General features: G+C 62.5%; 24 protein-coding genes. 14 read left to right on the top strand and 10 right to left on the bottom strand.

What is annotated here, in order from left to right; genetic code table 11:
• The first annotated feature begins 55 nt into the window (after positions 1 to 55).
• On the top strand, positions 56 to 268 hold the full coding sequence (locus AC1D1N_RS00605; protein WP_477346145.1) for a hypothetical protein: 213 nt from the start codon (positions 56 to 58) through the stop codon (positions 266 to 268).
• Here AC1D1N_RS00605 and AC1D1N_RS00600 read toward each other — a convergent pair whose 3' ends face one another.
• Genes AC1D1N_RS00600 through AC1D1N_RS00580 form a run of 5 tightly spaced genes read right to left on the bottom strand, consistent with a single transcriptional unit; the run spans position 269 to position 2,599 of the window.
• A complete protein-coding gene (locus AC1D1N_RS00600) occupies positions 269 to 787 on the bottom strand; it encodes a hypothetical protein (RefSeq protein ID WP_477346144.1) in 519 nt (172 codons plus the stop codon).
• A 3-nt stretch (positions 788 to 790) separates the two neighbouring features.
• Positions 791 to 1,513, bottom strand: a complete 723-nt coding sequence (locus AC1D1N_RS00595) for a hypothetical protein (RefSeq protein WP_477346143.1) — start codon at positions 1,511 to 1,513, stop codon at positions 791 to 793.
• Positions 1,503 to 1,901, bottom strand: a complete 399-nt coding sequence (locus tag AC1D1N_RS00590) for a hypothetical protein (protein WP_477346142.1) — start codon at positions 1,899 to 1,901, stop codon at positions 1,503 to 1,505. Before AC1D1N_RS00590 ends, AC1D1N_RS00595 begins: the two co-directional genes overlap by 11 nt.
• Complete coding sequence (locus AC1D1N_RS00585) at positions 1,901 to 2,296, bottom strand: hypothetical protein (protein ID WP_477346141.1); 396 nt, start codon at positions 2,294 to 2,296, stop codon at positions 1,901 to 1,903. The genes AC1D1N_RS00590 and AC1D1N_RS00585 overlap by 1 nt, the downstream gene beginning before the upstream one ends.
• Before the next feature lie 6 nt (positions 2,297 to 2,302).
• Positions 2,303 to 2,599, bottom strand: coding sequence for a hypothetical protein (locus tag AC1D1N_RS00580; protein WP_477346140.1), 297 nt, complete (start codon positions 2,597 to 2,599; stop codon positions 2,303 to 2,305).
• A 268-nt stretch (positions 2,600 to 2,867) separates the two neighbouring features.
• On the opposite strand from AC1D1N_RS00580, the gene AC1D1N_RS00575 reads away from it, so the two are divergent.
• Entirely contained in the window at positions 2,868 to 3,098 is a 231-nt protein-coding gene (locus AC1D1N_RS00575) for a hypothetical protein (RefSeq protein ID WP_436261687.1), read from the top strand.
• Between the two features lie 37 nt (positions 3,099 to 3,135).
• Here AC1D1N_RS00575 and AC1D1N_RS00570 read toward each other — a convergent pair whose 3' ends face one another.
• Together AC1D1N_RS00570 and AC1D1N_RS00565 are read right to left on the bottom strand one after the other, a co-directional pair.
• Positions 3,136 to 4,197 carry a glycosyltransferase family 2 protein gene (locus AC1D1N_RS00570; protein ID WP_436261686.1) on the bottom strand — a complete coding sequence of 354 codons (1,062 nt, stop codon included), beginning with the start codon at positions 4,195 to 4,197 and terminating at the stop codon, positions 3,136 to 3,138.
• Positions 4,191 to 4,709 (bottom strand): cupin domain-containing protein, encoded by a 519-nt coding sequence (locus AC1D1N_RS00565; protein WP_352591265.1) that lies wholly within the window; start codon positions 4,707 to 4,709, stop codon positions 4,191 to 4,193. The genes AC1D1N_RS00570 and AC1D1N_RS00565 overlap by 7 nt, the downstream gene beginning before the upstream one ends.
• 1,054 nt (positions 4,710 to 5,763) lie before the next feature.
• Between AC1D1N_RS00565 and AC1D1N_RS00560 the strand changes: the two genes are divergently transcribed.
• From AC1D1N_RS00560 to AC1D1N_RS00550, 3 genes are all read left to right on the top strand, one after another.
• Complete coding sequence (locus AC1D1N_RS00560) at positions 5,764 to 6,345, top strand: VOC family protein (protein WP_436261684.1); 582 nt, start codon at positions 5,764 to 5,766, stop codon at positions 6,343 to 6,345.
• 25 nt (positions 6,346 to 6,370) lie between these two features.
• A complete protein-coding gene (locus AC1D1N_RS00555) occupies positions 6,371 to 7,255 on the top strand; it encodes a glutathione S-transferase family protein (RefSeq protein ID WP_436261683.1) in 885 nt (294 codons plus the stop codon).
• 234 nt (positions 7,256 to 7,489) lie between these two features.
• Positions 7,490 to 7,858, top strand: a complete 369-nt coding sequence (locus AC1D1N_RS00550) for a hypothetical protein (RefSeq protein WP_477346139.1) — start codon at positions 7,490 to 7,492, stop codon at positions 7,856 to 7,858.
• A 101-nt stretch (positions 7,859 to 7,959) separates the two neighbouring features.
• Here the strand turns inward: AC1D1N_RS00550 and AC1D1N_RS00545 are convergent, their stop codons facing one another.
• Positions 7,960 to 8,175: a hypothetical protein gene (locus AC1D1N_RS00545; protein WP_142869957.1), complete on the bottom strand. Its 216-nt coding sequence runs from the start codon at positions 8,173 to 8,175 to the stop codon at positions 7,960 to 7,962.
• Between the two features lie 293 nt (positions 8,176 to 8,468).
• Between AC1D1N_RS00545 and AC1D1N_RS00540 the strand changes: the two genes are divergently transcribed.
• Positions 8,469 to 9,374 (top strand): DUF2865 domain-containing protein, encoded by a 906-nt coding sequence (locus tag AC1D1N_RS00540; protein WP_477346138.1) that lies wholly within the window; start codon positions 8,469 to 8,471, stop codon positions 9,372 to 9,374.
• An 81-nt stretch (positions 9,375 to 9,455) separates the two neighbouring features.
• On the opposite strand, the gene AC1D1N_RS00535 is transcribed toward AC1D1N_RS00540, so the two are convergent.
• Complete coding sequence (locus tag AC1D1N_RS00535; protein ID WP_477346137.1) at positions 9,456 to 9,809, bottom strand: hypothetical protein; 354 nt, start codon at positions 9,807 to 9,809, stop codon at positions 9,456 to 9,458.
• Between the two features lie 426 nt (positions 9,810 to 10,235).
• Here AC1D1N_RS00535 and AC1D1N_RS00530 point away from each other — a divergent pair, with 426 nt between their 5' ends.
• The 7 genes from AC1D1N_RS00530 (at position 10,236) to phoB (ending at position 21,437) form a co-directional block, all read left to right on the top strand.
• Positions 10,236 to 14,750: a PAS domain-containing protein gene (locus AC1D1N_RS00530; RefSeq protein ID WP_477347329.1), complete on the top strand. Its 4,515-nt coding sequence runs from the start codon at positions 10,236 to 10,238 to the stop codon at positions 14,748 to 14,750.
• A 495-nt stretch (positions 14,751 to 15,245) separates the two neighbouring features.
• A complete protein-coding gene (locus tag AC1D1N_RS00525) occupies positions 15,246 to 16,274 on the top strand; it encodes a substrate-binding domain-containing protein (protein WP_477346136.1) in 1,029 nt (342 codons plus the stop codon).
• 95 nt (positions 16,275 to 16,369) lie between these two features.
• Positions 16,370 to 17,830 carry a phosphate ABC transporter permease subunit PstC gene (pstC, locus tag AC1D1N_RS00520; protein ID WP_477346135.1) on the top strand — a complete coding sequence of 487 codons (1,461 nt, stop codon included), beginning with the start codon at positions 16,370 to 16,372 and terminating at the stop codon, positions 17,828 to 17,830.
• Positions 17,827 to 19,143: a phosphate ABC transporter permease PstA gene (gene pstA / locus AC1D1N_RS00515; protein ID WP_436261678.1), complete on the top strand. Its 1,317-nt coding sequence runs from the start codon at positions 17,827 to 17,829 to the stop codon at positions 19,141 to 19,143. Before pstC ends, pstA begins: the two co-directional genes overlap by 4 nt.
• Before the next feature lie 17 nt (positions 19,144 to 19,160).
• Positions 19,161 to 19,985 (top strand): phosphate ABC transporter ATP-binding protein PstB, encoded by an 825-nt coding sequence (pstB, locus tag AC1D1N_RS00510; RefSeq protein ID WP_112559514.1) that lies wholly within the window; start codon positions 19,161 to 19,163, stop codon positions 19,983 to 19,985.
• Between the two features lie 41 nt (positions 19,986 to 20,026).
• Positions 20,027 to 20,731 (top strand): phosphate signaling complex protein PhoU, encoded by a 705-nt coding sequence (phoU, locus tag AC1D1N_RS00505; RefSeq protein ID WP_192259346.1) that lies wholly within the window; start codon positions 20,027 to 20,029, stop codon positions 20,729 to 20,731.
• A gap of 16 nt (positions 20,732 to 20,747) precedes the next feature.
• Positions 20,748 to 21,437, top strand: a complete 690-nt coding sequence (gene phoB, locus AC1D1N_RS00500) for a phosphate regulon transcriptional regulator PhoB (RefSeq protein ID WP_010911896.1) — start codon at positions 20,748 to 20,750, stop codon at positions 21,435 to 21,437.
• A 24-nt stretch (positions 21,438 to 21,461) separates the two neighbouring features.
• Here the strand turns inward: phoB and AC1D1N_RS00495 are convergent, their stop codons facing one another.
• The gene (locus tag AC1D1N_RS00495; RefSeq protein WP_477346134.1) at positions 21,462 to 22,697 is read right to left on the bottom strand and encodes an ROK family protein; all 1,236 of its coding nucleotides are present in this window, start codon (positions 22,695 to 22,697) and stop codon (positions 21,462 to 21,464) included.
• A gap of 272 nt (positions 22,698 to 22,969) precedes the next feature.
• On the opposite strand from AC1D1N_RS00495, the gene xylF reads away from it, so the two are divergent.
• The gene (gene xylF, locus AC1D1N_RS00490; RefSeq protein ID WP_112559512.1) at positions 22,970 to 24,010 is read left to right on the top strand and encodes a D-xylose ABC transporter substrate-binding protein; all 1,041 of its coding nucleotides are present in this window, start codon (positions 22,970 to 22,972) and stop codon (positions 24,008 to 24,010) included.
• Positions 24,011 to 24,096: the final 86 nt, after the last annotated feature.

Below are 24,096 nucleotides of genomic sequence, written 5' to 3'. Positions count from 1 at the left end.
CTATGGTGTGTCCAAGTAGTTGCCAGTTTCGTTCAGACAGCCAAAGGGGCAGGCAATGGGATTCATCAAGGAACTATGGCGTGAATTTGTGGCCGCTTTTCAAGCGGGACGACAGGGCGGAGAGGTCGACCGGCAGTATCTCGAAGATCAGGAGATGCAGAAGCTCGCGGCAGCGTGGGGCAATGCCAAAACACTCGCTGAGCGGGAAGCTGCGGGCACCGAAGCTATTAAGTTCGCACTTCGTAGTCCGCCCCGCGAAGAAAAATAGCTACCGCAGCTTGTTTATCATCGTCGTGAACATGCCTGGGGTAGCGCCGGACTTCTTCTGCCGGTAACCCACCCCGTCATCGGATTCCAGAAAGCTGGTGACGATAGTCTCCACCGGAAACGCACCGTAGGCTGATTCAGCCATCACAACCGGCCCGCTGCCATCATCAGACGGCTGCACCGTGAACTTGTGACGCTTTTGAAGGATGTCGGACACGCCCTCCTGAAAGGCTGGCTTGACGCCCGCAGACGCGATGGCCGAGATCAGCGATGCCTCTACCGTCCGCTTAGCCTTGGTGATCTTGTCATCCCTTGCTTTGAGCGTTTTTAGCTCAGCATCGAGGCTCGCCATTTCCTCATAGAGCGCCCGTAGTTCATGGCCCTCCTCCGTGAGGCGAAATAGCTCGGGCTGATCGGGGTCTGCTTCGTACGCGCCCCTGAAGTCCTTCGGGACGTCCTCCAGTGAGTCCACCACAGGTGGGCAGGTGAAAGTGCCGTTCTCATCAATATGCGTTGCCATGGTCTATGCCGCCGCTGCTGCGCTGTAGATGGCCTGCAATTCCTCACGTGCCTTCTTGGCCGCTTCCGCAAGCGCTACGGCTGGCGAATTGGCCATGCTGTTGACGAAGCGAACGAATGACGTGCCTTGGCCCTCTGCAACCGACAGCGCCTTCTTTAGGCGGAAATGCCGCTCATACTCGGAGGGGAAGAATTCCTTGCGGTATCGGTGCCGCACGATCTCCAAGTATGCTGGCGACAAACCGCTCAAGTAGTGCGGCCAGCGCAGAACGGCACCAAGCACCGTCTTGTTCTGCGTCTTGAACGCACCGCTGATTGCCGCCTTGCGCTGCGCTTCCGTCATATTGTTCAGGAATGCGGCGCGGACTTCGGCTTCGGCGGCCGCTGTGGCTGGCAGCAGCGGCGGGGCGGCAGTGTCGCGCTCGAACTGCTCAAGCCCGCTGACGATCTTCGCCCGCGCGGCATCAAGCTTGGTTGCCACGGTCACGGATGCCTTGAGGGCGTGGCTGCGAACCTGCAGCAGCCCGGCTTCGGGGAGCTGGGTCCGATCCTTCATCGTAATCTCGGCGAGCTTGGCGATCCCCAGCGCTGTCTCGCGGGCCAGTTTGATGGATGCGGCGAGGTCGTCCAGATCGGGGTCTTCGACCTTCGTGCGTGTCAGACGGTCCACAACGTGAAACCGTTCAATCGATCGCTCATCGAGCGACATGGGTACATCAGTTGCCATGGTTCTTCTCCTTCAACCTATTTTCCAAGACGAGCAGCCCGTAACTGACCAGCGCAAGACACACCCCGGTCTCGATGAACCCAATGTCGGTAAACACCCGGCGGTTTACGGCCATCATGATCCTCGCTACGTCGCCGACACGGTCTCTGTAGACGCCGCGATCTTTATCGACCCTCACTTTGTCACCCGGGTTGAAGACGGGCCTTTCCAGCGTGACCAGCGCGTCCCGGTTGACGTGCCAACTTGAAAATGAGTTGAGCTTGGTCTTGCGTATCAGTCGCGCCATACGCGGACCGCCCGGATTTTGGGTAAGCCCGGCAACCACCCAGCGGAGTTCGCCTGCTCCAGCTTGTCCCAAGGGCACGATGTCGCCGATCTCGACGCCCATCAGATTTCCTCCGGGAGGGCGTCACGCCATTCAGCCTCGGGAGACACGTCCTTGCCACGCAACATGCAGAAGGCGACGCGCCAGCGAAGAGTCCATTCCGTGGTGCGGTCCTCGCGCCGTAACTTGATGAAGTTGCCGCGTTCGCCATGGATTGCGAACTGTTCGCCCGCCAACTCGTAAACGTCGCGTTTGTCGATGACCGTCTCTGTCGTCCAGCCCGGCGCTTCCAGTGGCAGCAGCGCGCAGAGTACATCGTCGCCATATTGTGTCGGGATAGGGCGCAGGATGAACATGTACCGTCCATCTTCAAGACCAACGACGCCTGCCAGTGTCAGGACGCTGAAAATGATCCACTGGTGGCCGTTTGGTGAATGGAAAACGTCGCCCGCTCGCATGTCGCCTCACATCGGAATTGCGGTTGTTTTGGTGACCGTCTGACGCCGGTTGCGGGCGATGACAGCCAGGCATCCGGCGACAGCATTCGCCACGTCGTCATGCCCATTTGGGTTGTGATCGATTGTCTCGCGGCCCCCGCTGGTCACGCGGCGCTGCATCCCGACGAGTTGCGATACCAGCTTGCCGTGGTCCAGCAGCTGGATCGAGCGGCTGTTGAGCATCGGCAAAAAGTTCAGGAAGAGTTCGCTCTTGTTGAGCGGCGACTTGATGTATCGGATGCCATACCGGTCAAAGGCATCCACGACCCACTGCGCGGCGTAGTTGTCGCCATAGACTGAGTCACAGCCGTATGACTTGAGTGTCTCGGCCGAGAATCGAGACTGAGGCGACAACGCCGGGGCATTCGATCGCCACAGTTCAAAAGGCTTTCGAATCTGCCGGCGTCGAGTTCATTGCCGAGAACGGCGGCGGCGCCGGGGTGCGGTTGAGGAAGCCGTGAAAGCGGTAGGCATGCCGAGTACTGAAAGCTGCTGCTGCCGGTGCAGCGGGCAGCCCTAAAAGGGGAAATATATGATGGACGACGATGTCTATGTACAAGCCTACCGGGACGGCGGGTTGAATGCAGTCAACAATCTTCTCAAGGAGCATTTCCCGGCCGACCGCGATCGGGTGTTGGTCATGGAAGGTCTTCAGGACACCGGCTGTTGGGCGATCACCTGGCATGAGAAGAAACACCCGGACGGCGGAATGTACCGCGATTTCGGACGTGTGAAGGCGTACCTCGGCGACGGGGACGAATAGGATCATCCGGCCGCTTCATGCCCTTTGGCGCCGGCCCCTATCGGCCGATATGCCTTCGCAATTGCCTTAGAGGGGCAGTCCAACGCCAACTCTTCGAGCGCTTGAGCGCCTCCATCTCCACCTTCAAAGCGTCCCTTTCTATCGCGAGAGCCTGTACTTCTGCCGCAAGAGCCTCCGCTCGGCCGTTATCTGGGGCAGCGGGCGGAGGTGGTGTGGGCGGCGGGTCGGGTCTAACCAGGTTTTCGAGACGGTCGACCGCAAGTCGGTTAACGGCGTCGGCTGCTGCTTCGCGAATGATTGCGGTCCAGCCATCGGGATCGACAGACATGATGTCCCAGAAGACCTTTTGTTCCAGGTGTCCTGTCGGAATGGCGACCCGCAGCGGCGCTGGATACCAGATCGATTTCTCACACGCGTTGATAAATCCCGTCAGCCTCGGATTCCCGGAGTCTCTGAGGTTTTTCCACTTAGCGGAGAAATGCAGGCACGTCGGGAGGCGAAGGTAGCGCACGGCGGCGAAGCCCTTGGTGAGCACGATGCGACGCCAGATCTCCCAGTCTCCCGCCCCGTTCACATCTTCTGGCCACACCGTCCGCTCCGCAAGAGCGCTGGCGCGATATACGACGCCTGAGGCCGCTATCGTGTTCCCTCTCGCCATGAATTGACGCCGCTCTTCGGGAAAAAACAGGTTGGTAAGATCAGGACCGCAAATGCCGTCGGTCGAGACCCAGAGGACCTGGCCGTAGACAAGTGCCACCGACGGATCGACGAACTGGCCGCGCATGAGGGCAAGATGATCCTGCATCATCAAGTCATCGTCGGCGGCGAAGGCTATCAATTCCCCGCGTGACGATCGAAGCGCCAGATTTCGATTGGCATAGCCAAAGTGAGGCGCCTTGGGGAAATCAAACCAACGAATGCGCGGGTCGGAAAAGCTCTTCACAACCGCTTCGGTCTCGGGTGCTGCGCCGTCGCCAACGACCAGAAGCTCGAACGATTGCTCCGTCTGCGCCAGCACCGACTGGATCGCATAGGCAAGAGAGTCGGGACGATTATGGGTCGGCATCAGGACGCTGAAGAGCGGCGGAGCGTCTACCATCCCTTGAGGCCGCCAAAGTCGACCGGGATCAAATCGGTATCCAGCGGCAGCCGGTATTTGTCGGGATTGGCGTGGTCATATTGCATTGTAGGAAAATTGATTGCCCTAACGTCCGTCGTGCCGATGTTGTGGTCCGCATGCCAGACGAATCTGGGAATATTCATCAGACGGGGCTGGGCTGAAGACAGAACAATCCGAAATACCTGTCCGCAAGTGCTCGACTCGGGCCTTGGGTCATACAAGACGACCTCCATTTCGCCATCGACAACGAAGTATCGATCCTCGTGAAGCTTGTGCAGCCCCCAACCCTTCACCGTTCCCGGTCGGATGGTAAACATGTAGCAAAAGACCAGCGGATCGGGGTGCCAATTCCAGCGGGTGTCGTAGATTTCGGTGACGCTTCCCCTGTCGTCGACGTGAGCGGTCATGTCGTGGAACGACAGGCCATCGGGAACCTTGGCAATCGGCTTGCCGGATCGAACCGTCTCCTGATCCTTCTGCGCGCCTGCCAACGTCTTTTCGAGAATACTCTGCGTCATAGGGCTCATCCAATCTAACTAGCTTTGGCGGTCCCTCTTATTGCCCTTCTTTCAACTGTCTTTCAACGGCAGTCGTGGAAGGCCACGTGACGATATGTGCACGAATGCCCGCGCCCGGCATGTCGCGTCCGTCCATTCGATTGAAGTTTCAGCCATCGGATCATTCTCACCTTTGAGAGTGACTATTCTGTGAAGCTTTGGCCAGTCTGTTGGTTCAGATGTCCGGCGCCAGCTGCCTGATCGTCCGCGACGTACGAGAGCACCAGATGCGTGCAGTGTTTCTCTGCCACGGCGGGAACAGTTGTTCGATTCCACTTTGGCGTACCAAACAACGGCTGGGCCGTTTCTTCCCTCCACAATTTCAGGCAAGCAGCCGTGCCTATCGCGTTCGACCGCGAGGGTCGGCGGCATCAGCGAAACCCGGCTAGTCCGTATGCCCGATGCACCCAATTTAAGTCAGGCCGCGACGCTTGAAAGCGTAGCAATCTCTGTTACTTGCGGTGCGGGGATAGCATCTGCCGCAACGCGGATTTGGGTCGGGTAAAGCAGGTATGAGTTCGGTGAAAATGACGTGCCCGCACTGCCACGGCAGCGGGAAGGTTTTCGATTGCTTGAAATGGCGTGAGTCGAAAGGGCACTGCTGCCCGCAAGGGACGCATCGAGCTGGCTGCCCGGGGCAGACCATGGCATGCGCCGAATGCGCGGGTCTCGGCATGTTGGCGGAAGCCCAGTTCAGAGCTGTCGCCTAGCGAATATCCTCTTAGCGAATATCCTGCAGCCTTGAAGGCTTGGCTCTCTTTCATCTTCACCGCCATGCGCCGGTCGACATCGTCGCTTCTGGCGCGTCGCTGCCAATTGCACTAGCATCATTGCACGACGCCGTTACGGCGCGCAGAACGCCGGGGAACGGATCGGGAAAAAGCCGCCAGGCATGCACATCCGCCGCGCGCATGGCGTGCGGCGATGGTATGATTTGGCAAGATCCAAGCTCGCCCAAGAAGGCGAGGGGTCGGCGGGGAGGAGACCGATGCAGAAACTGCAATCGCAGGGCGTCCATCACATCACGCTGGTCGGCGCTGGCCGCCAGACGTCGATCGATTTCTGGGAGGGCGTGCTCGGCATGCCGTTCATCTTCGAGCAGCCGAATCTCGACAAGGCCAGCGAAAGCCATCTCTATTTCGATCCCGGCGACGGAAGGCTGATCACCGTCTTCACCGACGAGAGCCGCACGCCGGTCCAGCGGCGCACGCCGACAGAGCCGGGCTGCGTCCACCACATCGCCTTTGCCGTGTCGCGCGTCACCTTTCTGCAGGCGGTCGCCCGGCTCGACGAGCGCGCCATCAAGCACAGCGGCGTCAAGGATCGCGGCTTCATGGACTCGATCTATTTCGAGGATCCGCTCGGCCTGTTGATCGAGCTGGCGTCCTACCGCTTCGAGCCGCCGGCGGGCTTCACCCATGCCGACGTCTTGATGCAGGCACACAAGCTGCGCGTCGCGCGCGGCGACTACAACATCGCTGAAGTGCATCTCGCCGACGCGATCCAGACGCTGGTCGAGTGGTCGCGCACGACCTTGTCGGACGACAGGACGCCGAAGAATCCATACTGACGGCCACAAAAAGGGGAGAACCATAATGGCAAAGACTGCAAAGAGCGCTGGGAAATCTGCGGCCAAGGCCGCGCCGAAAACCGCCGCCAAGCCGGCAGCAAAAGCGGCTGCCAAGCCTGCGGCGAAGGCATCCGCAAAGCCGGCTGCGAAAGACGCGGCGAAGCCGGCCGCCAAGAAGTCCGCGCCGAAGACGGCCAAGGCTGCGAAGAAGCCGGCCTTGAAGATCAGCATGCTGAAGCCGAGCGTCAACAACATGACCGTTCGGGTGTTTGCGCGCGCGGCCGGGTTCGACCCCGCCGAGACCGACGCCTGGGGCCACACGCGTTCGCCCGAATATATGGCACGCAATCCGGCGCATCTAACACCGATGATCGAGGACAAGGGTCTCCCCAGAGGCGTGCTGTGGGAAAGCTGCGCCATCATGCAGTATCTCGCCAACAAGCACGGGCTGGAGAAATTCTATCCCAAGGCGCCGGCCAAGCGGGCGATGGTCGACAGCGCCATGTTCTATCTGATCGGCACGCTCTATCCCTACGTGGCGCGCGCGACCTATCCGGCGCTCGGCTTCCCGCAATATGCCGGCGAGGTCGGCCACAGTGACGCCCATCCGGACAAGAAGTCCGAGGCGCAGAAGGCCGCGATGGCGGCAATTGCCGAGCCGCTGGAGGTGTTTCACTCCTTCTTCAGGGACGGCAAGCCGTTCATCGGCGGCAAGCACCCGTCGATCGCCGACATCCGCCTGGCATCGACGCTCGAATTCCTGGCCGTCATCGACTACCCACTGCCCAAATGGGCGAAGGAGTATGTCGCGGCAATCGAGAAGAAACTCGGCAAGGCCTATGCCGAGCCGGCAGGCGATGTCAGAGGCTATATCGCCTATGTGAAATCACAGGCCAACGCGCAAAGCTAAGGATTCGTTAACCAAAGCCCTGTCTATTGAGGGCAATCCACCCCGCGACCACGGATGTACTGGCGCCGAAGTGGAAGGAAAGGTCGGCGCAATGCCGGCCTTTTTGCTTTTCGCCGATGCGCTGTCAGGCGCGTCCCCGCGCTTCGCCATAAAGTCTGCCATCAGGCATATTGCCATTGCTGGCGTCGACCCTACCATCATCCCCTTGGCGGCCGAGATACGAGGAGCTTTGCGATGAAAGGCGTGGCGAGATTGTTTGCGGTTGTTGGTGCTGTGTTGGCCGGAGGCTACCCGACCAATGCCGCGTCGCTCGACACCATGACGGAGGTCGGCGATGCGATCCAGGCGTGCTGGACGCCGCCGACCGATGCTGGAAATGCGACCGTCACCTTGAGCTTCAGCTTCAAGCGTGACGGCACGCTGATCGGTCCGCCGCGGCCGACGGCGATCAAGGTCGATGGCGACGCCAATGCCAAGAAAGCGTTTGTCGACGCTGCGACCACGGCTCTGCAGAAATGTCTTCCCCTGAGCTTTTCGCCCAAGCTTGCACAAGGCGTAGCTGGCAATGTCTTCACCATGCAGTTCGCCTCGCCCAAGCAATAGCAAGCGGTAGAGCGTTTCACCGTTTCACAGAAACGGCGACCCGCTCTCTCGTTGTTTTGACGCAATTCCGGACGCTCACACTTTTCCTGGAATTGCTCTGATCAGTTGTGCCGGCGCCTTATGTCGACATGCCGTTGCAGGTCCGGTGTCTCGAAGACGTAGTCGGCCCAGGCGGATTCGGGAATCTGCCCGGCCAGATAGCATTCCAAAAGCAGGCTCTGTTCAGGGTCGAGCGCTCTCGGCGCCCGTTCATGGTCCAGTCCCAGCGAGTGGAACAGGTTCCTGGTCAGGCCAGAGACAGTGAAGTGAATAGACATCTTCGGTCTCCTTTGCCCGATACAACGCGACACAGCGGAGAAAGGTTTCAACCGCAAGGGCCGATAACGCGGGATTGATCGCGGTGGCGGCCCAGGCGCGTCGATGCCTCGCTTCGTCTCAATCTTGAAACAAAAGTATAATAGCGAATTTACAGGAGACGGCATAATACACTTGGCGTAAATACCTGGCTGTTGCTGGACTTTCTCTGAATTAGACTTGCCTTATATATTGAGACTCAATCGGCTGGAGCGGCTATCGGCTCCATAGGGTACAAGGACCAGGGGCGCCGATGATGCGTTTGTGGCCAGTCGGAATCTTTGCACTGGTGATGACGGCGACCGTCCTCGGAAGCTCGGCCTCCCTTGCCGATGCTTGCGCCGCACTCAGGGGCCAGATGGCGTCGTCCGGCCGCGGCGGCGGGATCAGCCCCGAGCTTGCGCAGCTGCGCCGCCAGCTTGCGGCGATCCAGGGCCTGGAGAGGCAACGCCGCTGCACGGCGCAAAGTGCGACGGGCGGCTTCTTCAACGCTTGCGCCGACCTCGCCAAAAGCCGCACCCAGGTGCAACGCCAGATCGCCGGCGCCGCGATTTCGGGCCGGGATACGTCCGGTCTGCAGGCCAGGCTCGTCGCGCTCGGCTGCGCGCCCGCCGCCAGGCAACAGAAACAGCGTCCGGCGGGCGCCATGATCGGCAGCAATTCGATGCTGTTTTGCGTTCGCCTGTCCGACGGCTATTTCTTCCCGGCGCCGAAATCGCAATTCGTGCAAGGCAACGATGTCAAGGAGATGGTCGATCAGTGCCGCTACATCTGCGACGATGCCGGCGTCGACCTGTACACGCTGGGCGACCCAAGCCTTGAAACCGAAGAGATGGTCGCGCTCGATACGCGCAAACCCTACAAGGACCTGCCGGCGGCTTTCAAATACCGCAACGACACGACTTTCAAAGCCTGTGACGTCAAGCGCTACTCCAGGCGTGTCGCCGAGTTGAGAGCGCGCACGGTTACGCCAGCCAATATCAGCAACGCCATCATTCCCCTGCCGTCGGCAAAGCCGGACCTCGTGACCGTTGCGCAAATCCCCCGGACCGACGGCTCTACCCCAGAGGCCACGGGCGCTGCCCAGCAGCAGTCGGTCGAAGCTTTGGCCGGCTCGCGGCCGGTCAGGATGGTCGGGCCGGCTTTCTTCCCGGCGGACTGAGCCGCGCGGCGCCGAAATGCCCTGTTTTATCCATGTCTTGATCCCAAAACCGCGGGCCGCTTTTGGGCGACATGCATCAGGCTATTCGCAGACCATCTTGTAGCGTTTGCCGGGTTGGCTGACATTCTTGCAGGTGAGCGGGTTGGCCGGTTCGGAAGTCATCGCGGGCGGGCTGGACCTGACGTGCCGTCTCGACGGAGCCGATGTCGTCTGTCGGCGCGCCGCCGGCCGGTACGGCTCCTGCGGCGGCGGTGTCGGAAACACGCCGGCTGCCGCCTGCATCTTGCTGGCCTCGGTCAGCGACGGATCGCGATCCCAGACCCGCCTGATATCGAGCGGCCTCGGGATCACAACCGTGCCGTCATAGCTGCGCGCGCAGCCGCTGCTGGCAAGCAGCGCCACGCCCAGGAAACAAGGCACGATCCAACCAGTCATCCGCAATACCCCTGCCGACTTATAGCCCGGCCGGGGTTCCGCCGACAACCGGCGGAATACCGCAGGGCAATGTGGGCTCTGGTTGGAGTTTGGATGCGTTATGGTTAGCGGATCATTAATGCTTCTCGGGCACATTTCGCCGGCGAACCGCTGAGGGGGTTCGGCCTTGGCTTTCGGGGTGGGAACGGAATGGCTGACGGGACTGTTGGAACACGCGGCGGACGCGGTTCCCGAGAGGGGGCTGTGAACGGCAAGGATACGTCCGTCGGGGGTTCACCCGAAGCGCCGCATGAGCCGGTCGAGGCCGGTTTGCATGGCGAGGACGATTCCGCCGGGGCTTCACCCGAAGCGCTGCGCGAGCTGTTCGAGGCCGCTTTGCGTGGCGAGGACACTCCTGGCGAGGATTCGCCCGAAGCGCTACGCCGGCTGGTCGAGATTGCTTTGTGTGGCGAGAACGCGTCCGCCGGGGCTTCACCCGAAGCGCTGCGCGAACTGGTCGAGGCCGGTGCTGACTGGGTCTGGGAGACCGACGCGGAACTGCGCTTTTCCTGGCTTTCAGAAAATTACCAGGCTGCCACCGGCATCGATCCCGCCAACATTCTTGGTCGCTTCCGCTTCGATTTCCTCAAGCAGATGGTGCATGGCAATCGACACGCCGCCGCACATCTGGAGGATCTGCAGGCGCATCGGCCGTTTCGCGACTTCGTTTATGAATTGAAGGGCGGCCGCCCCGGCTGCCGCTGGGTTTCGATCACCGGCTCGCCCCGTTTCGACGGCGAGGGCGAGTTTACCGGCTATCGCGGCATTGGCCGCAACGTCACGGCGCTGGCCGGCGCGCTGGACGACCTTCGGCAGGTGCCGCCAGCCGCAGACGAGAGCACGCAGCATCTTGCCGATCTCGAGCGGACGATGGATGCCATGCATATGGGCGTCGTGCTGCTCGACGCCAAGCTCGACACGCTCATTGTCAACAAGGCCTATCGCGACCTCTCAAGGATTCCCGATGGCGCCGTCACCGTCGGCGCGCCGTTCAGCCTCCTGATGGAGCTCAACCGCCGCAACGGCATCTATGGCGATCTCGACGAACAGCAGTGGCAGCATTACCTCGCCACCCGTATCGAGGAGATTCGCGCCGGCTCGGTTGCGCCGCGCGAGTTCACCCATGCCAATGGCCGCACCATGATGTTCTCGGTAACGGCGCTGTCCGGCGGCAAGCGGCTCCTGACCTATTACGACATCACCGAGCTGACGCTTCGCGACGCGGCGATCGAAAGCGCCAACGCCAGGACCGCCGAGACTTTCGCCAATCTGCGCACGATGGTCGACCAGATGCCGATCGGCGTGCTTGTCCTCGATGCGGACATGCGCACGGAGGTGATCAACCGCGCCTTCTATGATTTCTGGGAAATCGATCCCCGACGCGCCGGGATCGGCTGCGGCTTCCGCGAGCTGATGCAAGCCAGCCGCGATATGGACCCCTACGGCGCCGACGACGCCGAATGGCAGCGCCACATCGCCGAGCGCGAAGCAGAAATCTCGGCCGGCGTGGTGGGCTCTAGGCAATTGCCGCGCAATGACGGCCGTACGCTGATTGCATCGCTGGCGCCGCTCGCCGGCGGCAAAAGGCTGATCTCCTATGTCGATGTCACCGACATAAAGGACCGCGAGGCCGAACTCGCCGAGGCGCTCGAAAAATCACGGCTGGCCGAGGCGGTGATCAACGCCGTCGAGGACCCGATTTTCGTCAAGGACGACAATCTGCGCTTCGTCTTCGTCAACGAGGCGTTCTCGGCGCTGTTCGGACAGACGCCGCAAGCGATGCTGGGCAGGCCCGGCGGCGACTTCATGCCGGGGAAGGATGCCGCGCTGTTCGAAGACAGCGAACGCGCCGTGCTGGCGACCGGCACGCCTTATGAGATCGAGGAGAATTTCGAGGTCGAGGGCGCCAGGCGCTCGCGCATCGTGCGCAAGAACCGCGTCGGCATGCCAAGTGGCCGCAACTATGTCGCCGGCTTCCTATTCGACATCTCAGACATGAAGCGCCGCGAGACGGAAGCCGAGGACGCGCGCAAGAACCTTGCCACGGTGCTGGAATCGCTCCCCGCGGCCGTCATCATCTACGACCGCGACGACAAGTTCGTCTTCGCCAACCGCAAGCTGCAGGACACGCTGCCGGCGCTGGTGCCGGCATGGCAGCCCGGCAGCAGCTTCCGCGACGCGCTGGAACTGGGACATTCGGTCGGCTATTTCCGATCGAGCGGCGATCCCGAGATCGACAGACTCTATGACGGCGACCGCGACGTCTGGCTCAGTGCCATCCTCGCCCGCTACCACTTGCCGAACACCTCCTACGAGCGCCTCAATGCGGACGGCCGCTGGTACCAGGTCTACGATATGCGGACCGAGGACGGCACCTTCATCGGCGTGCGCGTCGACATTTCGGAGATCAAAAGCCGCGAAAAGGCGCTGCAGGAAAGCATGCGTCAGATCGACCTGTTCCGCCACGTCATGGACGAACTTCCGGTCGCCGCCTTCATCAAGGCGCAGGATCTGAGCATGGAATTCGTCAACAAGGCCTGGTGCGCGCTGACCGGCATCCCCAAGGAGGAGGTTATCGGCCGGACCGATCTCCAGCTTTTCAACATCGACGACGCCGAAACCTACACCCATGACGACACCGAGGTCGTCGTCACCGGCCGCGGTCGCGAGATCGAGGAGCCCGTTACCCATCGCGACGGCACGGTGCGGCAATTGATGACGCGCAAGAGCCGCCTGGTGGCGCTCGACGGGTCGGTGCACCTGGTCGGCTCCAGCACCGACATCACCGAGGTCAAGGCGCGCGAGCAGGCGCTGGAAGAAAGCATGCGCGAGAACGAGGTGTTCCGCAATCTCATCGACAATGTGCCGGTGTCGATCTACGCCAAGCGCTCGGACCTGCGCCAGTTCTACGTTAACAAGGGCTGGTGCGACCTGACCGGCCTGAGCAAGGAGGAGGCGATCGGCAAGACCGACGTCGAGATCTTCGGCGCGGACGGTGAGGCCTTCGTCGCCGGTGATATGGCCGTGCTGCGCACCGGCGAGACGCAGGAGATCGAGGAGACGGTGACGCTTGCCGACGGCAATGTGCGCCACCAGTTCGCGCGCAAGGGCGCAATGATCGCCTCCGACGGTTCGCTCTATCTCATCGGATCGACCACCGACATCACCGAATTGAAGATGCGCGAGGCCGAGCTGCGCGAGGCACGCCAGCGCGCCGTGCTCGCCGACCGCGCCAAGTCGGAATTCCTGGCCAATATGAGCCACGAGATCCGCACGCCGATGAACGGCGTGCTGGGCATGGCCGAGCTGCTCGCCAAATCCGACCTCGACACCAAGCAGAAGACGTTCACCGACATTATCGTCAAGTCGGGCAACGCGCTTTTGACCATCATCAACGACATCCTCGATTTCTCCAAGATCGATGCCGGCCAGCTCGTGCTCGACCCGGCGCCGTTCAACCTGCCCGAGGCGATCGAGGATGTGGCGACATTGGTGTCGACACGCGCCAAGGAGAAGGATCTCGAACTGATCGTGCGTGTCGAGCCGGGCCTGGAAAGCCTGTTCATCGGCGATGTCGGCCGCATAAGGCAGATCGTCACCAATCTGCTCGGCAATGCGGTGAAGTTCACCGACGAAGGCCATGTGCTGGTCGATGTCACCGGCGAGAGGGTTGTGGCCGGAACCAGGCTCACCATCTCGGTCACCGACACCGGCATCGGCATTCCGGAGGACAAGCTGAAGGCCGTCTTCGAAAAGTTCAATCAGGTCGATACCTCGTCGACCAGGCGCCACGAAGGCACCGGGCTCGGCCTTGCCATCACCTCGCGGCTGGTCGAGTTGATGGACGGCGAGATCGGCGTCGAGAGCGCCGAGGGCAAGGGCTCGACCTTCTGGTTCACCGTCACGCTGCCGAGGGCCGGCCAGCAGACGGTGCAGCGCATCATGCCCGTCGACGTCACTGGCGCGCGGGTGCTGATCGTCGACGATAACGCCGTCAACCGCTCGATCCTGACCGAGCAGATGGTGTCGTGGACGTTCGATTCCTGCGCCGCCGAAAGCGGTGCCGAAGGGCTGAAGGTGCTGGTCGCCGCGGCTGCCTATGGCGTGCCTGTCGACTGCGTCGTCCTCGACTACCAGATGCCGGGGATGAGCGGTGCCGAAATGGCGCGCATCGTGCGCAACACCGCAGGGCTGGCCGACACACCGATCATCATGCTGACCTCGGTCGACCAGTCGCTCGCCAACACCGGCTACCGCGACCTCGGCATCGACGCGCAGCTGATCAAGCCGGCGCGCTCCTCGGTGTTGCTGGAGACGCTGGTCGCGACCATCCAGCGCCATCGCCACGGCACGACAGGCCAGGCGCCGGAAGCCGCAAGCGGCGGTTCCGGCGAAGCGATGGTACAGCGGGTGTCGGCGCCGCCGGCACGCGCCGCGTCCGTGCGGGCGCAGTTGCATCCGCCGCCAGTGCGCGCCCGCGCCCGGGCCGGCGGCAACGAACGCGGGCTCGACATCCTCGTTGCCGAGGACAATGAGGTGAACCAGATGGTGTTCACTCAGATCCTCGGTGAAACCGGCTACAGTTTTGAGATCGTCGGCAACGGCCGCAAGGCGCTCGACGCTTTCGGCCGGCTCAATCCGCGCATGATCCTGATGGATGTCTCGATGCCGGAGATGAACGGGCTCGAAGCCACGGCCGCGATTCGCCGGCTGGAGCAAGAGAGCGGCACGCATGTCCCGATCGTCGGCGTCACCGCGCATGCCTTGAAGGGCGATCGCGAGCGCTGCCTGGAAGCCGGCATGGACGATTATCTGCCCAAGCCGATCAGTCCCAAGGCGCTGCTCGAAAAGGTCGAGCGCTGGGCCGGCATCGCGAGCGAAGCCCAGCGAGACGCCGGCTAGCTGACATCAGCGCCGGGATTCGGCGGTGCCGCGACGTCCAGGGATATGGTGCGATCGCACCATATCAAAGCTTGCGCCCAGTCGGGAAAATGGCGGCAACTCAACCGCTCATTCAGTTACGGGCGGGAGCAAGCGACCGCCGACAAAGAAACAGCGTCGAAATCTACCCCAACGGACCTGTTTTTGGCGATGGCTCGGCCAAGATACGCTCTGGCCACGGGCAACGCGCTCCCGTCCGGTTTTTCTTTCTCGGCATCGCGGCCTGCGATCCCCCGGGACAAATGCCGGCGCAAAATCCCGCAAGCTTATGATTCCAGCGGCAAACTGCGGCTCTCGCGGAGAGGCCGGGCGGTTGCGGTTTTCAGTGCGTCCATCCGACGTTACCGGGCTGACACGAAACTGTCATGCGACTGTAATAATCGAAGGCTATTGGCCTCAGCGGGCGCCGGCTGAAGAGGGCGCCGAGAGACCATCTTCCGAACAGGAGCAGGCCACATGAAGAAATTCCTCGTTACGGCATCGGCCGTGGCGGTAGCGTTCGCCGCATCGTCGGGTGTCGCCGCCGCGCGCGACCAGATCCAGGTCGCCGGTTCGTCGACCGTGCTACCCTACGCCAAGATCGTCGCCGAGCAGTTCGGCGAAACCTTCACCAACTTCAAGACCCCGGTGGTCGAGTCCGGCGGCAGCGGCGCCGGCATCAAGGAATTCTGCAAGGGCGTCGGCGAAGACACCATCGACATCGCCAACTCCTCGCGTCCGATCAAGAAGGACGAGCTGAAGTCCTGCGCCGACGCCGGCGTGAAGGAAGTCCAGGAAGTCCGCATCGGCTATGACGGCATCGTCTTCGCCACCGACATCAAGGGCCCGGATTGGGCGCTGGTTCCCGCCGACATCTACAAGGCGCTCGCCGCCAAGCTGGTCGTTGACGGCAAGCTCGTCGACAATCCGAACACCAAGTGGAACCAGGTCAACCCGAAGCTGCCCGACTGGGATATCGCCGCCTACATCCCCGGTGAAAAGCACGGCACCCGCGAAGTGTTCGAGACCAAGCTTCTCGACGCCGGCTGCGACAAGGCCGCCCTGAAGGCCGCCGGCGTTGCCGACGACAAGGAAATCGGCAAGACCTGCATCGCCATCCGCAAGGACGGCAAGGCTGTCGACATCGACGGCGACTACACCGAGACGCTCGCCCGCATCGACTCCAACAAGACCGGCGTCGGCGTGTTCGGCCTCGCCTTCTACGAGAACAATGCCGACAAGCTGAAGGTCGCCACCGTGGAAGGCATCGTGCCTTCGACCGAGACGATCGCGACCGGCAAGTATCCGGTCTCTCGCCCGCTGTTCTTCTACGTCAAGAAGGCGCATCTCGGCGTCGTTCCCGGTCTCAAGGAATATGTCGAGTTCTTCCTTGACGACCAGATGATCGGCCCGGAAAGCCCGCTCGCCCAGTACGGCCTGGTTTCGGCTCCGGATGCCGAACGTCAGGCGCAGCGCGACGCGTTCGCTGCCGGGAAGAGCATGTAATCAACGACTGGATCAGGGCGCGGACCAAATCCGCGCCCTGATTTCGCTGCATGCCGCAACGGCGGCGGCGATCTGAATTTTCCCTGGGGTGGGTGATGTCGTCCTTGCTCGTACTCGCCATAGTCATTGCCATCGGCGTGGTCGCCTTCGTGATCGGCCGCCAGCGCGCCGCGGCGCACGATACCGGCAAGGTCAAGCCGCATTCGCGCGCCCACTATCACGGCTGGTGGGCCTTTCTACTCGCCGTCCTGCCTGCCGTCCTGCTGCTCGCCGTCTGGGACATCGGCTCGTCCTTCTATCTTGACCGGCACATCCACGCCGCCCTGCCCGAGCGCACTGTCGACTCCAAGGTCGCCAGCGAAGCACTCGACGCCAGCCTGGTGAAGAGCCTCGCCAAGGGCCTGCGCCGGCTCGATGCCGGAACGCCGCTTCCCGCGACGTTCGCTGAATTGCAGCCGCTGCTCATCGCCAAGGGCGTGGCGCTGGCCAGCGACACGCAGGATTACATGATCCCGATCGCCGTCGAGGCGAACACGGTCCAGGATAGGCTCGGCCTGTTTGGCGCGGTGCTGACGCTTGCGCTGTCGATCGCCGGCGCCTTCTATGCGCTGCGGCAGATCGCGCCGCGCGCCAGGGCGCGCAACAATGTCGAGAGGCTGATGCTGTGGGGGCTGCTTGCTGCGTCGACCATCGCCATCCTGACCACGGTCGGCATCGTGCTGTCGATGCTGTTCCAGACCATCACCTTCTTCGAAAGCGTGTCGCCGATGAGCTTCTTCTTCGGCACCGTGTGGGATCCGCGTTTCGCCGCTGCCGGCTCCGGCGGCAGCCAGGGCCAGTTCGGCCTGATCCCGCTTCTCGCCGGCACGCTTTATATCGCCGCCGTCGCTCTTCTGGTGGCGGTGCCGGTCGGCTTGATGTCGGCGGTCTACATGGCCGAATATGCTTCGCCCAAGGTTCGTGCGGTGGTCAAGCCGGCGCTGGAATTGCTCGCCGGCATCCCGACCATCGTCTACGGCATCTTCGCCGTGGTCACGCTCGGGCCATCCCTGCGCGACCTGTCGGCGGCACTCACCGGCGGTTCGCCCTTCATCCAGGGCCAGAGCATCTTCACCGCCGGCCTGGTGATGGGCGTCATGCTGATCCCGGTCGTGTCCTCGCTGTCCGACGACATCATCACCGCGGTGCCGCGCGCCATGCGTGACGGCTCGCTTGGTCTGGGCGCGACGCGCTCGGAGACGATCAAGCGGGTGATCCTGCCGGCGGCACTTCCCGGCATCGTCGGCGCCATCCTGCTGACCGCGTCGCGCGCCATCGGCGAAACAATGATTGTCGTGCTGGCGGCGGGTGTCGCCGCCAATCTCACCGCCAATCCGTTCGAGGCGATGACGACCATCACCGTCAAGATCGTCAACCAGCTGACCGGCGACCTCGAGTTCAACTCGCCGCAGACGCTGGTCGCCTTCGCGCTCGGCCTGACGCTGTTCGCGCTGACACTGGTGATGAACATCGTCGCCCTCTACATCGTGCGCAAGTACCGGGAGCAGTACGAATGACCGACATTCCCCTGGACACGATGGCGGGCGCCGTTGCGCGTCCGCGCCGCGACATAGGGCTGAAGGCGCGCTACGCCGCTGAACGCCGTTTCCGCATCTACGGTGTGATTGCGATCTCGGTCGGCCTGGCCTTCCTGGCCATCATGCTGATCACCATCGTCTCGAAAGGCTACACCGCCTTCTGGCAGACGACGGTGACGCTGCCGATCAGCTTCGACGAGAAGGTGATCGATCCCTCCGGCAAGCGCGCCACCGATCCGAGCGTGCTGATCAAGGCGAACTATCCCAAGCTCGCCGACACCGCGCTGATGGCCAAGCTTGGCATCGACCCAAGCAACAAGCCGATGGTCATGAAGCTCAAGGGCTTCCTGTCGGAAGGCGCCCGCGTCCAGCTGCGCGACATCGTCGCCGCCGATCCGTCGGTGATCGGCACGACGCGCGACGTCAACATCCTGGCCGCGGCCAATCTCGACTCCGCCTTCAAGGGCCAGATCGACCTCGGCGTCGATGAAGCGCGCCGCAAGGTGTCCAACCAGCAGATCGACTGGATGAACAAACTCAAGGCCGACGGCGTGATGGCCGAGCATTTCAACACCGGTCTGTTCACCTATGGCGCCTCCAGCCGGCCCGAGACGTCAGGCATGGGCGTGGCGATCATCGGCTCGTTCTACATGATGGTGATCGTGCTGCTTTTGGCGCTGCCGATCGGCGTCGCGGCCTCGATCTATCTCGAGGAATTCGCCAAGAAGAACCGCTTCACCGACCTGATCGAAGTCAACATCAACAATCTTGCGGCGGTGCCGTCGATCGTCTTCGGTCTGCTCGGCCTTGCCGTGTTCATCAACTTCCTCGGGATGCCGCGCTCGGCCGCCTTTGTCGGTGGCCTGGTGCTGACATTGATGACGCTGCCGACCATCATCATCGCGACGCGCGCGGCCCTTGCCGCGGTGCCGCCGTCGATCCGCTCGGCAGCGCTTGGGCTTGGCGCCTCGAAGATGCAGATGGTGTTCCAGCACATACTGCCGCTTGCCGCTCCCGGCATCCTGACCGGCACGATTATCGGCCTGGCGCGTGCGCTCGGCGAGACAGCACCGCTGCTTCTGATCGGCATGGTCGCCTTCGTCGCCGACTATCCGAAGACACCCTTCGATCCGGCGACCGCCCTGCCGGTGCAGATCTACATGTGGGCAAACGAGGCCGAACGCGCTTTTGTCGAGCGCATGTCCGGCGCCATCATCATCCTGCTCGTCTTCCTCATGGCCATGAACATCACCGCGATCGTGCTTCGGCGCCGGTTCGAGCGGCGCTGGTAGAAAAAAGGCAATTTGGTATGAACATCATGACCGAACAGTCTCTTGAAAACGCAGTGGGCGATAAAATGAACGCCAAGTCGAACGAAGTCATCAAGATGCGCGGCGACAAGGTCGGCGTGTTCTACGGCGAGAAGCAGGCGCTGTTCGACGTCAATCTCGACGTCCGCCAGAACCAGGTGACGGCGCTGATCGGCCCGTCCGGCTGCGGCAAGTCGACCTTCCTGCGCTGCCTCAACCGCATGAACGACACCATCGATTCGGCGCGGGTGACCGGCAAGATCACGCTCGACGAGGACGACATCTATGACAAGAACATCGACGTCGTCGAACTCAGGGCGCGCGTCGGCATGGTGTTCCAGAAGCCCAATCCGTTCCCGAAGTCGATCTACGAGAACGTTGCCTACGGCCCGCGCATCCATGGGCTGGCCAAGCGCAAGTCCGACATGGACCAGATCGTCGAGTCGAGCTTGAAGAAGGCGGCGATCTGGAACGAGGTCAAGGACCGCCTGCAGGAGCCCGGCACCGGCCTGTCCGGCGGCCAGCAGCAGCGCCTGTGCATCGCGCGCGCCATTGCGGTGTCGCCGGAAGTAATCCTGATGGACGAACCCTGCTCGGCGCTCGACCCGATTGCCACCGCACGCGTCGAGGAGCTGATCGACGAGCTGCGCCAGAATTACACGATCGTCATCGTCACCCACTCGATGCAGCAGGCGGCGCGCGTGTCGCAGCGCACGGCGATGTTCCACCTCGGCTACCTGGTCGAGGAGGGCGCCACCGACAAGATGTTCACCAATCCCGACGACAAGCGCACCCAGGACTACATTACCGGCCGCTTCGGCTGAGCCGTCCAGCGGTTGAATTTTCAGGCACGAGGACCACGATCATGGGTGAACATACCGTCGCCTCCTTCGATGAAGAGTTGGGCCAGATCAGCAAGCTGATCCGCGACATGGGCGATCTGGCCGGGTCGATGGTCAGCGGCTCGACAAAAGCGCTGCTCAATTCCGACAATGCGCTGGCGCAGCGCGTCGTGTCCGACGACGCCATCATGGACGCGCGCCAGCGGGAACTCGACGATCGTGCCATCACGCTCATCGCCAAGCGCCAGCCGATGGCCAACGATCTGCGTGCCGTGGTCGGCTCGATCCGCATGGCCGGCGACCTCGAGCGCATCGGCGATCTCGCCAAGAACATCGCCAAGCGCGTTGGCACCGTGGGCCTCAGCGTCACGCCGCGCGACCTCTCGCATTCCATCGATGCGATGGCGCAGCTGGTGCTGATCCAGGTGCAAGGGGTGGTCGAGGAATATGCCGCCGCGGATGCCGCAGCCCTGGCGAAACTCAGGAATGAGGACGAACGTATCGACGTCAAATACACGTCGGTGTTTCGTGAACTCTTGACCTACATGATGGAAGACCCGCGCAACATCACCGCCTGCACGCATCTCCTGTTCTGCGCCAAGAATCTGGAGCGCATCGGCGATCATGTCACCAACATCGCTGAAAATGCGTATTATGTGCTGACCGGCCAGCAATTGCCCGCCAATCGCCCGAAGCAGGACGAGACGGCGATGGCCACTTCGGCCTGACAAGGGTGAACTGCTGATGATCGCGCCACGCATCATGGTCGTGGAGGACGAGGAGCCGCTGGGCGTTCTTCTCCGCTACAACCTCGAATCCGAAGGCTACCAGGTCGAGGTGGTGACGCGCGGCGATGAGGCCGAAATCCGGTTGCAGGAAAATGTGCCCGACCTTCTGGTGCTCGACTGGATGGTGCCGGCTGTGTCCGGCATCGAGCTCTGCCGCCGGCTGCGCATGCGGCCCGAGACCGAACGGCTGCCGATCATCATGCTGACCGCGCGTGGCGAGGAGAGCGACCGCGTGCGTGGCCTGTCCACCGGCGCCGACGACTATCTGGTCAAGCCGTTCTCGACACCGGAATTCATGGCGCGCGTGAAAGCGTTGCTGCGCCGCGCCAAGCCGGAAGTGCTGTCCAGCGTGCTCAAGGTCGGCGACATCGTGCTCGACCGTGAATCGCACCGCGTCTACCGCAAGAAGAGCGAAATCAGGCTCGGACCGACCGAGTTCCGCCTGCTCGAATTCATGATGCGCCATCCCGGCCGCGTGTTCTCGCGCAGCCAGCTGCTCGACAATGTCTGGGGCGAGACGATCTATATCGACGAGCGCACGGTCGACGTGCATGTCGGTCGACTGCGCAAGGCGGTCAATAATGGCCGCATGCCCGACGTCATCCGCACCATCCGCGGCGCCGGCTACGCCATCCGGGAAGATTAGGCGCGCCGCGCTGTTGCCGGCCCCTCAGGCGACATGCTTGCCCGCTTTCGCCTGAATCCCCGGTGCGAAAATCTCCTGGTCGACGAAGCCGAGCGCGCGCATGGCGCAGCCTTCGCGGATCAGCGGCAGTTCGTTGGGCTCGGTGTCGAAGGAGATCGATTTCGAGTGCTGGCCGCCGGCGGTCTGAGCAATCGCCTCGCGCAATGCCGGTTCGATCAGATCGAACGCGGCGGCGCTGACTCCGACCATGGCGACAGGTGCTGGATCGATCAGCGCGAACAGGCTGCCGAGGCCGAAGCCGAGCGCCTCGCCGGCCTTGCGGTAGGCTTCGCGCTCGGGGCCATCGGTCTCGCGGGCACGTGCGGCGAGCGCCCGCATGTCGGCGTCGCCGACATCGACCGGTTCGGCATCCTCGCTCATCATTTTGGCGCTGCGCCAGATGGCGTAGTTGCCGGCATAGGCCTCCACGCAGCCGCGCCGCCCGCAACGGCACAGCGCGCCGCCGGGCCGATGGATCATGTGGCCGAACTCGCCGCCCGACGAATGGGTGCCGGTGAACAATTCGCCCTTCAGCACCAGCCCCATGCCGATGCCATGCGAGAGCAGGATAGCGATGAAATTGTCGCGGTAGCGCTCAGGCTGGCGCCATTGCAGCGCCACCGCCATCATGTTGCAGTCGTTTTCCATGGTGGCCGGAATGCCGAACTCCGCTTCCAGTATGTCGGCGAAGGCAATGTCGGTCAGCGGCGTGATCGGCGACCACAGCATGGCGCGGGCCTGCGAATCGGTGATGCCCTGGATGCCCATGGCAATACGGGCGACGCTCTGGACATCGAGGTCGGGGTCCTCGATCCGGCGCCGGACAATCGCTACGCATTCGCCGATCAGCTCGTCGCGCGGCATGGTCAGCGTGTCCAGCCGACGCTGCTCCTCGGCGATCACATGGCCGGCATAGTCGATGACGGTGACGGAGAGGAAGTTCAGCGACAGCACCACGGTCATCACCGCGGCGGCTTCGGGGTTGAGCGCAAGGCCAACCTGCGGCCGGCCGCGCTTCAGCGCACCCGTCTCGCCGGGTTTGCTCTCGGCCAGGATGCCTTCGGCAATCAAATCCGAGGAGATCGCCGATATGGTCGAGTGGCTGAGGCCGGTGGTCGCCGCAATCTCGGTCCGCGACGGCTGGCCGGCCCGGCGCACGGCCGAAATCACCATCGCGCGGTTGCGACGGCGCAGATCATCGTGGCGGATTCCAACCGACATCGTTTTTGTTTTCCTCCCGGACCTCCTCGCGCCTCATGATAGTGGAGGCATTTGGTGGTACCAGCCAAATATTGGCAGAAGCAGGCGGCGCTGTCATTGTTTATTGCGAGTCTCGAAAAAATTCACAGAGGCCATCAGATTCCATCAGAATCGATGTTGACAGCGCCTCGCCGTTGGACCAGTATTTTTTCGAGGCTCGAAAAAATAGAGCCTCTGTGTGCCGGCCTTCGGGTCAGTTTTGTCGCGCCGTGCGCGGCGCAGGGAGGGTTATCATGAACAGATTTGCAGCCGCCATGCTGGCGGGTGTCGCCATGTCGCTGACGCTGGTGTCGGTCGCGCAGGCGAAGGACAAGGTCATCGGCGTGTCGTGGTCGAACTTCCAGGAAGAGCGCTGGAAGACCGACGAAGCGGCGATGAAGGCGGCGATCGAGGCGGCCGGCGACAAGTACATTTCCGCCGACGCGCAGTCCAATCCCGGCAAGCAGTTGACCGACGTCGAAAGCCTGATCTCGCAGGGCGCCAACTCGCTGATCATCCTGGCGCAGGACGCCTCGGCCATCGGCCCGGCGGTGCAGAAGGCGCTGGACGAAGGCATTCCAGTCGTCGGCTATGACCGCCTGATCGAGAACAAGGACGTCTTCTATCTGACCTTCGACAACAAGGAAGTCGGCCGCATGCAGGCCCGCGAAGTGTTCAAGGCGAAGCCCGAAGGCAACTATGTCTTCATCAAGGGCTCGGGTGCCGATCCGAATGCCGATTTCCTGTTCGCCGGCTCGATGGAAGTGCTCAAGGAAGCCATCGACTCGGGCAAGATCAAGAATGTCGGCGAGGCTTACACTGATGGCTGGCTGCCCGCCAACGCCCAGAAGAACATGGAACAGTTCCTGACCGCCAACGACAACAAGGTCGATGCGGTGGTTGCGGCCAACGACGGCACAGCCGGCGGCGTCGTCGCGGCGCTGACGGCGCAGGGCCTGGCCGGAACCGTTCCGGTCTCGGGCCAGGACGGCGACCATGCCGCGCTGAACCGCATCGCGCTCGGCACGCAGACCGTGTCGGTGTGGAAGGACGCGCGCGAGCTCGGCAAGAACGCCGCCGAGATCGCTTCGCAGCTGGCCGACGGCAAGAAGACGGGCGACATTGCCGGCGCCAAGGACTTCACCACGCCCGGCGGCAACACCGTCAAGTCGCTGTTCCTGACCCCGGTTGCCATCACCAAGGACAACCTCAACGTCGTCATCGACGCTGGCTGGATCAAGAAGGACGAAGTCTGCGCCGGCGTCACTGCCGGCAGCGTTGCAGCCTGCAACTAAAACCGGACCCTATCGGTTCGAAATCTCGGCGCCGCGGCCCAAAAGCCGCGGCGTTTCTCCAAGGGCTTCCGCTTCAAATGACCACG

The organism is Mesorhizobium sp. P2_B5, from assembly GCF_056404775.1.
This window is presented reverse-complemented; position numbering and strand designations above follow the sequence as displayed.

What these genes read in the sequence shown, in the direction of transcription:
- AC1D1N_RS00605 (WP_477346145.1), top strand. Translation starts at nt 56, where the DNA reads ATGGGATTCATCAAGGAACTATGGCGTGAATTTGTGGCCGCTTTTCAA.
- AC1D1N_RS00600 (WP_477346144.1), bottom strand. Translation starts at nt 787, where the DNA reads ATGGCAACGCATATTGATGAGAACGGCACTTTCACCTGCCCACCTGTG.
- AC1D1N_RS00595 (WP_477346143.1), bottom strand. Translation starts at nt 1,513, where the DNA reads ATGGCAACTGATGTACCCATGTCGCTCGATGAGCGATCGATTGAACGG.
- AC1D1N_RS00590 (WP_477346142.1), bottom strand. Translation starts at nt 1,901, where the DNA reads ATGGGCGTCGAGATCGGCGACATCGTGCCCTTGGGACAAGCTGGAGCA.
- AC1D1N_RS00585 (WP_477346141.1), bottom strand. Translation starts at nt 2,296, where the DNA reads ATGCGAGCGGGCGACGTTTTCCATTCACCAAACGGCCACCAGTGGATC.
- AC1D1N_RS00575 (WP_436261687.1), top strand. Translation starts at nt 2,868, where the DNA reads ATGATGGACGACGATGTCTATGTACAAGCCTACCGGGACGGCGGGTTG.
- AC1D1N_RS00570 (WP_436261686.1), bottom strand. Translation starts at nt 4,197, where the DNA reads ATGGTAGACGCTCCGCCGCTCTTCAGCGTCCTGATGCCGACCCATAAT.
- AC1D1N_RS00560 (WP_436261684.1), top strand. Translation starts at nt 5,764, where the DNA reads ATGCAGAAACTGCAATCGCAGGGCGTCCATCACATCACGCTGGTCGGC.
- AC1D1N_RS00555 (WP_436261683.1), top strand. Translation starts at nt 6,371, where the DNA reads ATGGCAAAGACTGCAAAGAGCGCTGGGAAATCTGCGGCCAAGGCCGCG.
- AC1D1N_RS00550 (WP_477346139.1), top strand. Translation starts at nt 7,490, where the DNA reads ATGAAAGGCGTGGCGAGATTGTTTGCGGTTGTTGGTGCTGTGTTGGCC.
- AC1D1N_RS00545 (WP_142869957.1), bottom strand. Translation starts at nt 8,175, where the DNA reads ATGTCTATTCACTTCACTGTCTCTGGCCTGACCAGGAACCTGTTCCAC.
- AC1D1N_RS00540 (WP_477346138.1), top strand. Translation starts at nt 8,469, where the DNA reads ATGCGTTTGTGGCCAGTCGGAATCTTTGCACTGGTGATGACGGCGACC.
- AC1D1N_RS00535 (WP_477346137.1), bottom strand. Translation starts at nt 9,809, where the DNA reads ATGACTGGTTGGATCGTGCCTTGTTTCCTGGGCGTGGCGCTGCTTGCC.
- AC1D1N_RS00525 (WP_477346136.1), top strand. Translation starts at nt 15,246, where the DNA reads ATGAAGAAATTCCTCGTTACGGCATCGGCCGTGGCGGTAGCGTTCGCC.
- pstC (WP_477346135.1), top strand. Translation starts at nt 16,370, where the DNA reads ATGTCGTCCTTGCTCGTACTCGCCATAGTCATTGCCATCGGCGTGGTC.
- pstA (WP_436261678.1), top strand. Translation starts at nt 17,827, where the DNA reads ATGACCGACATTCCCCTGGACACGATGGCGGGCGCCGTTGCGCGTCCG.
- pstB (WP_112559514.1), top strand. Translation starts at nt 19,161, where the DNA reads ATGAACATCATGACCGAACAGTCTCTTGAAAACGCAGTGGGCGATAAA.
- phoU (WP_192259346.1), top strand. Translation starts at nt 20,027, where the DNA reads ATGGGTGAACATACCGTCGCCTCCTTCGATGAAGAGTTGGGCCAGATC.
- phoB (WP_010911896.1), top strand. Translation starts at nt 20,748, where the DNA reads ATGATCGCGCCACGCATCATGGTCGTGGAGGACGAGGAGCCGCTGGGC.
- AC1D1N_RS00495 (WP_477346134.1), bottom strand. Translation starts at nt 22,697, where the DNA reads ATGTCGGTTGGAATCCGCCACGATGATCTGCGCCGTCGCAACCGCGCG.
- xylF (WP_112559512.1), top strand. Translation starts at nt 22,970, where the DNA reads ATGAACAGATTTGCAGCCGCCATGCTGGCGGGTGTCGCCATGTCGCTG.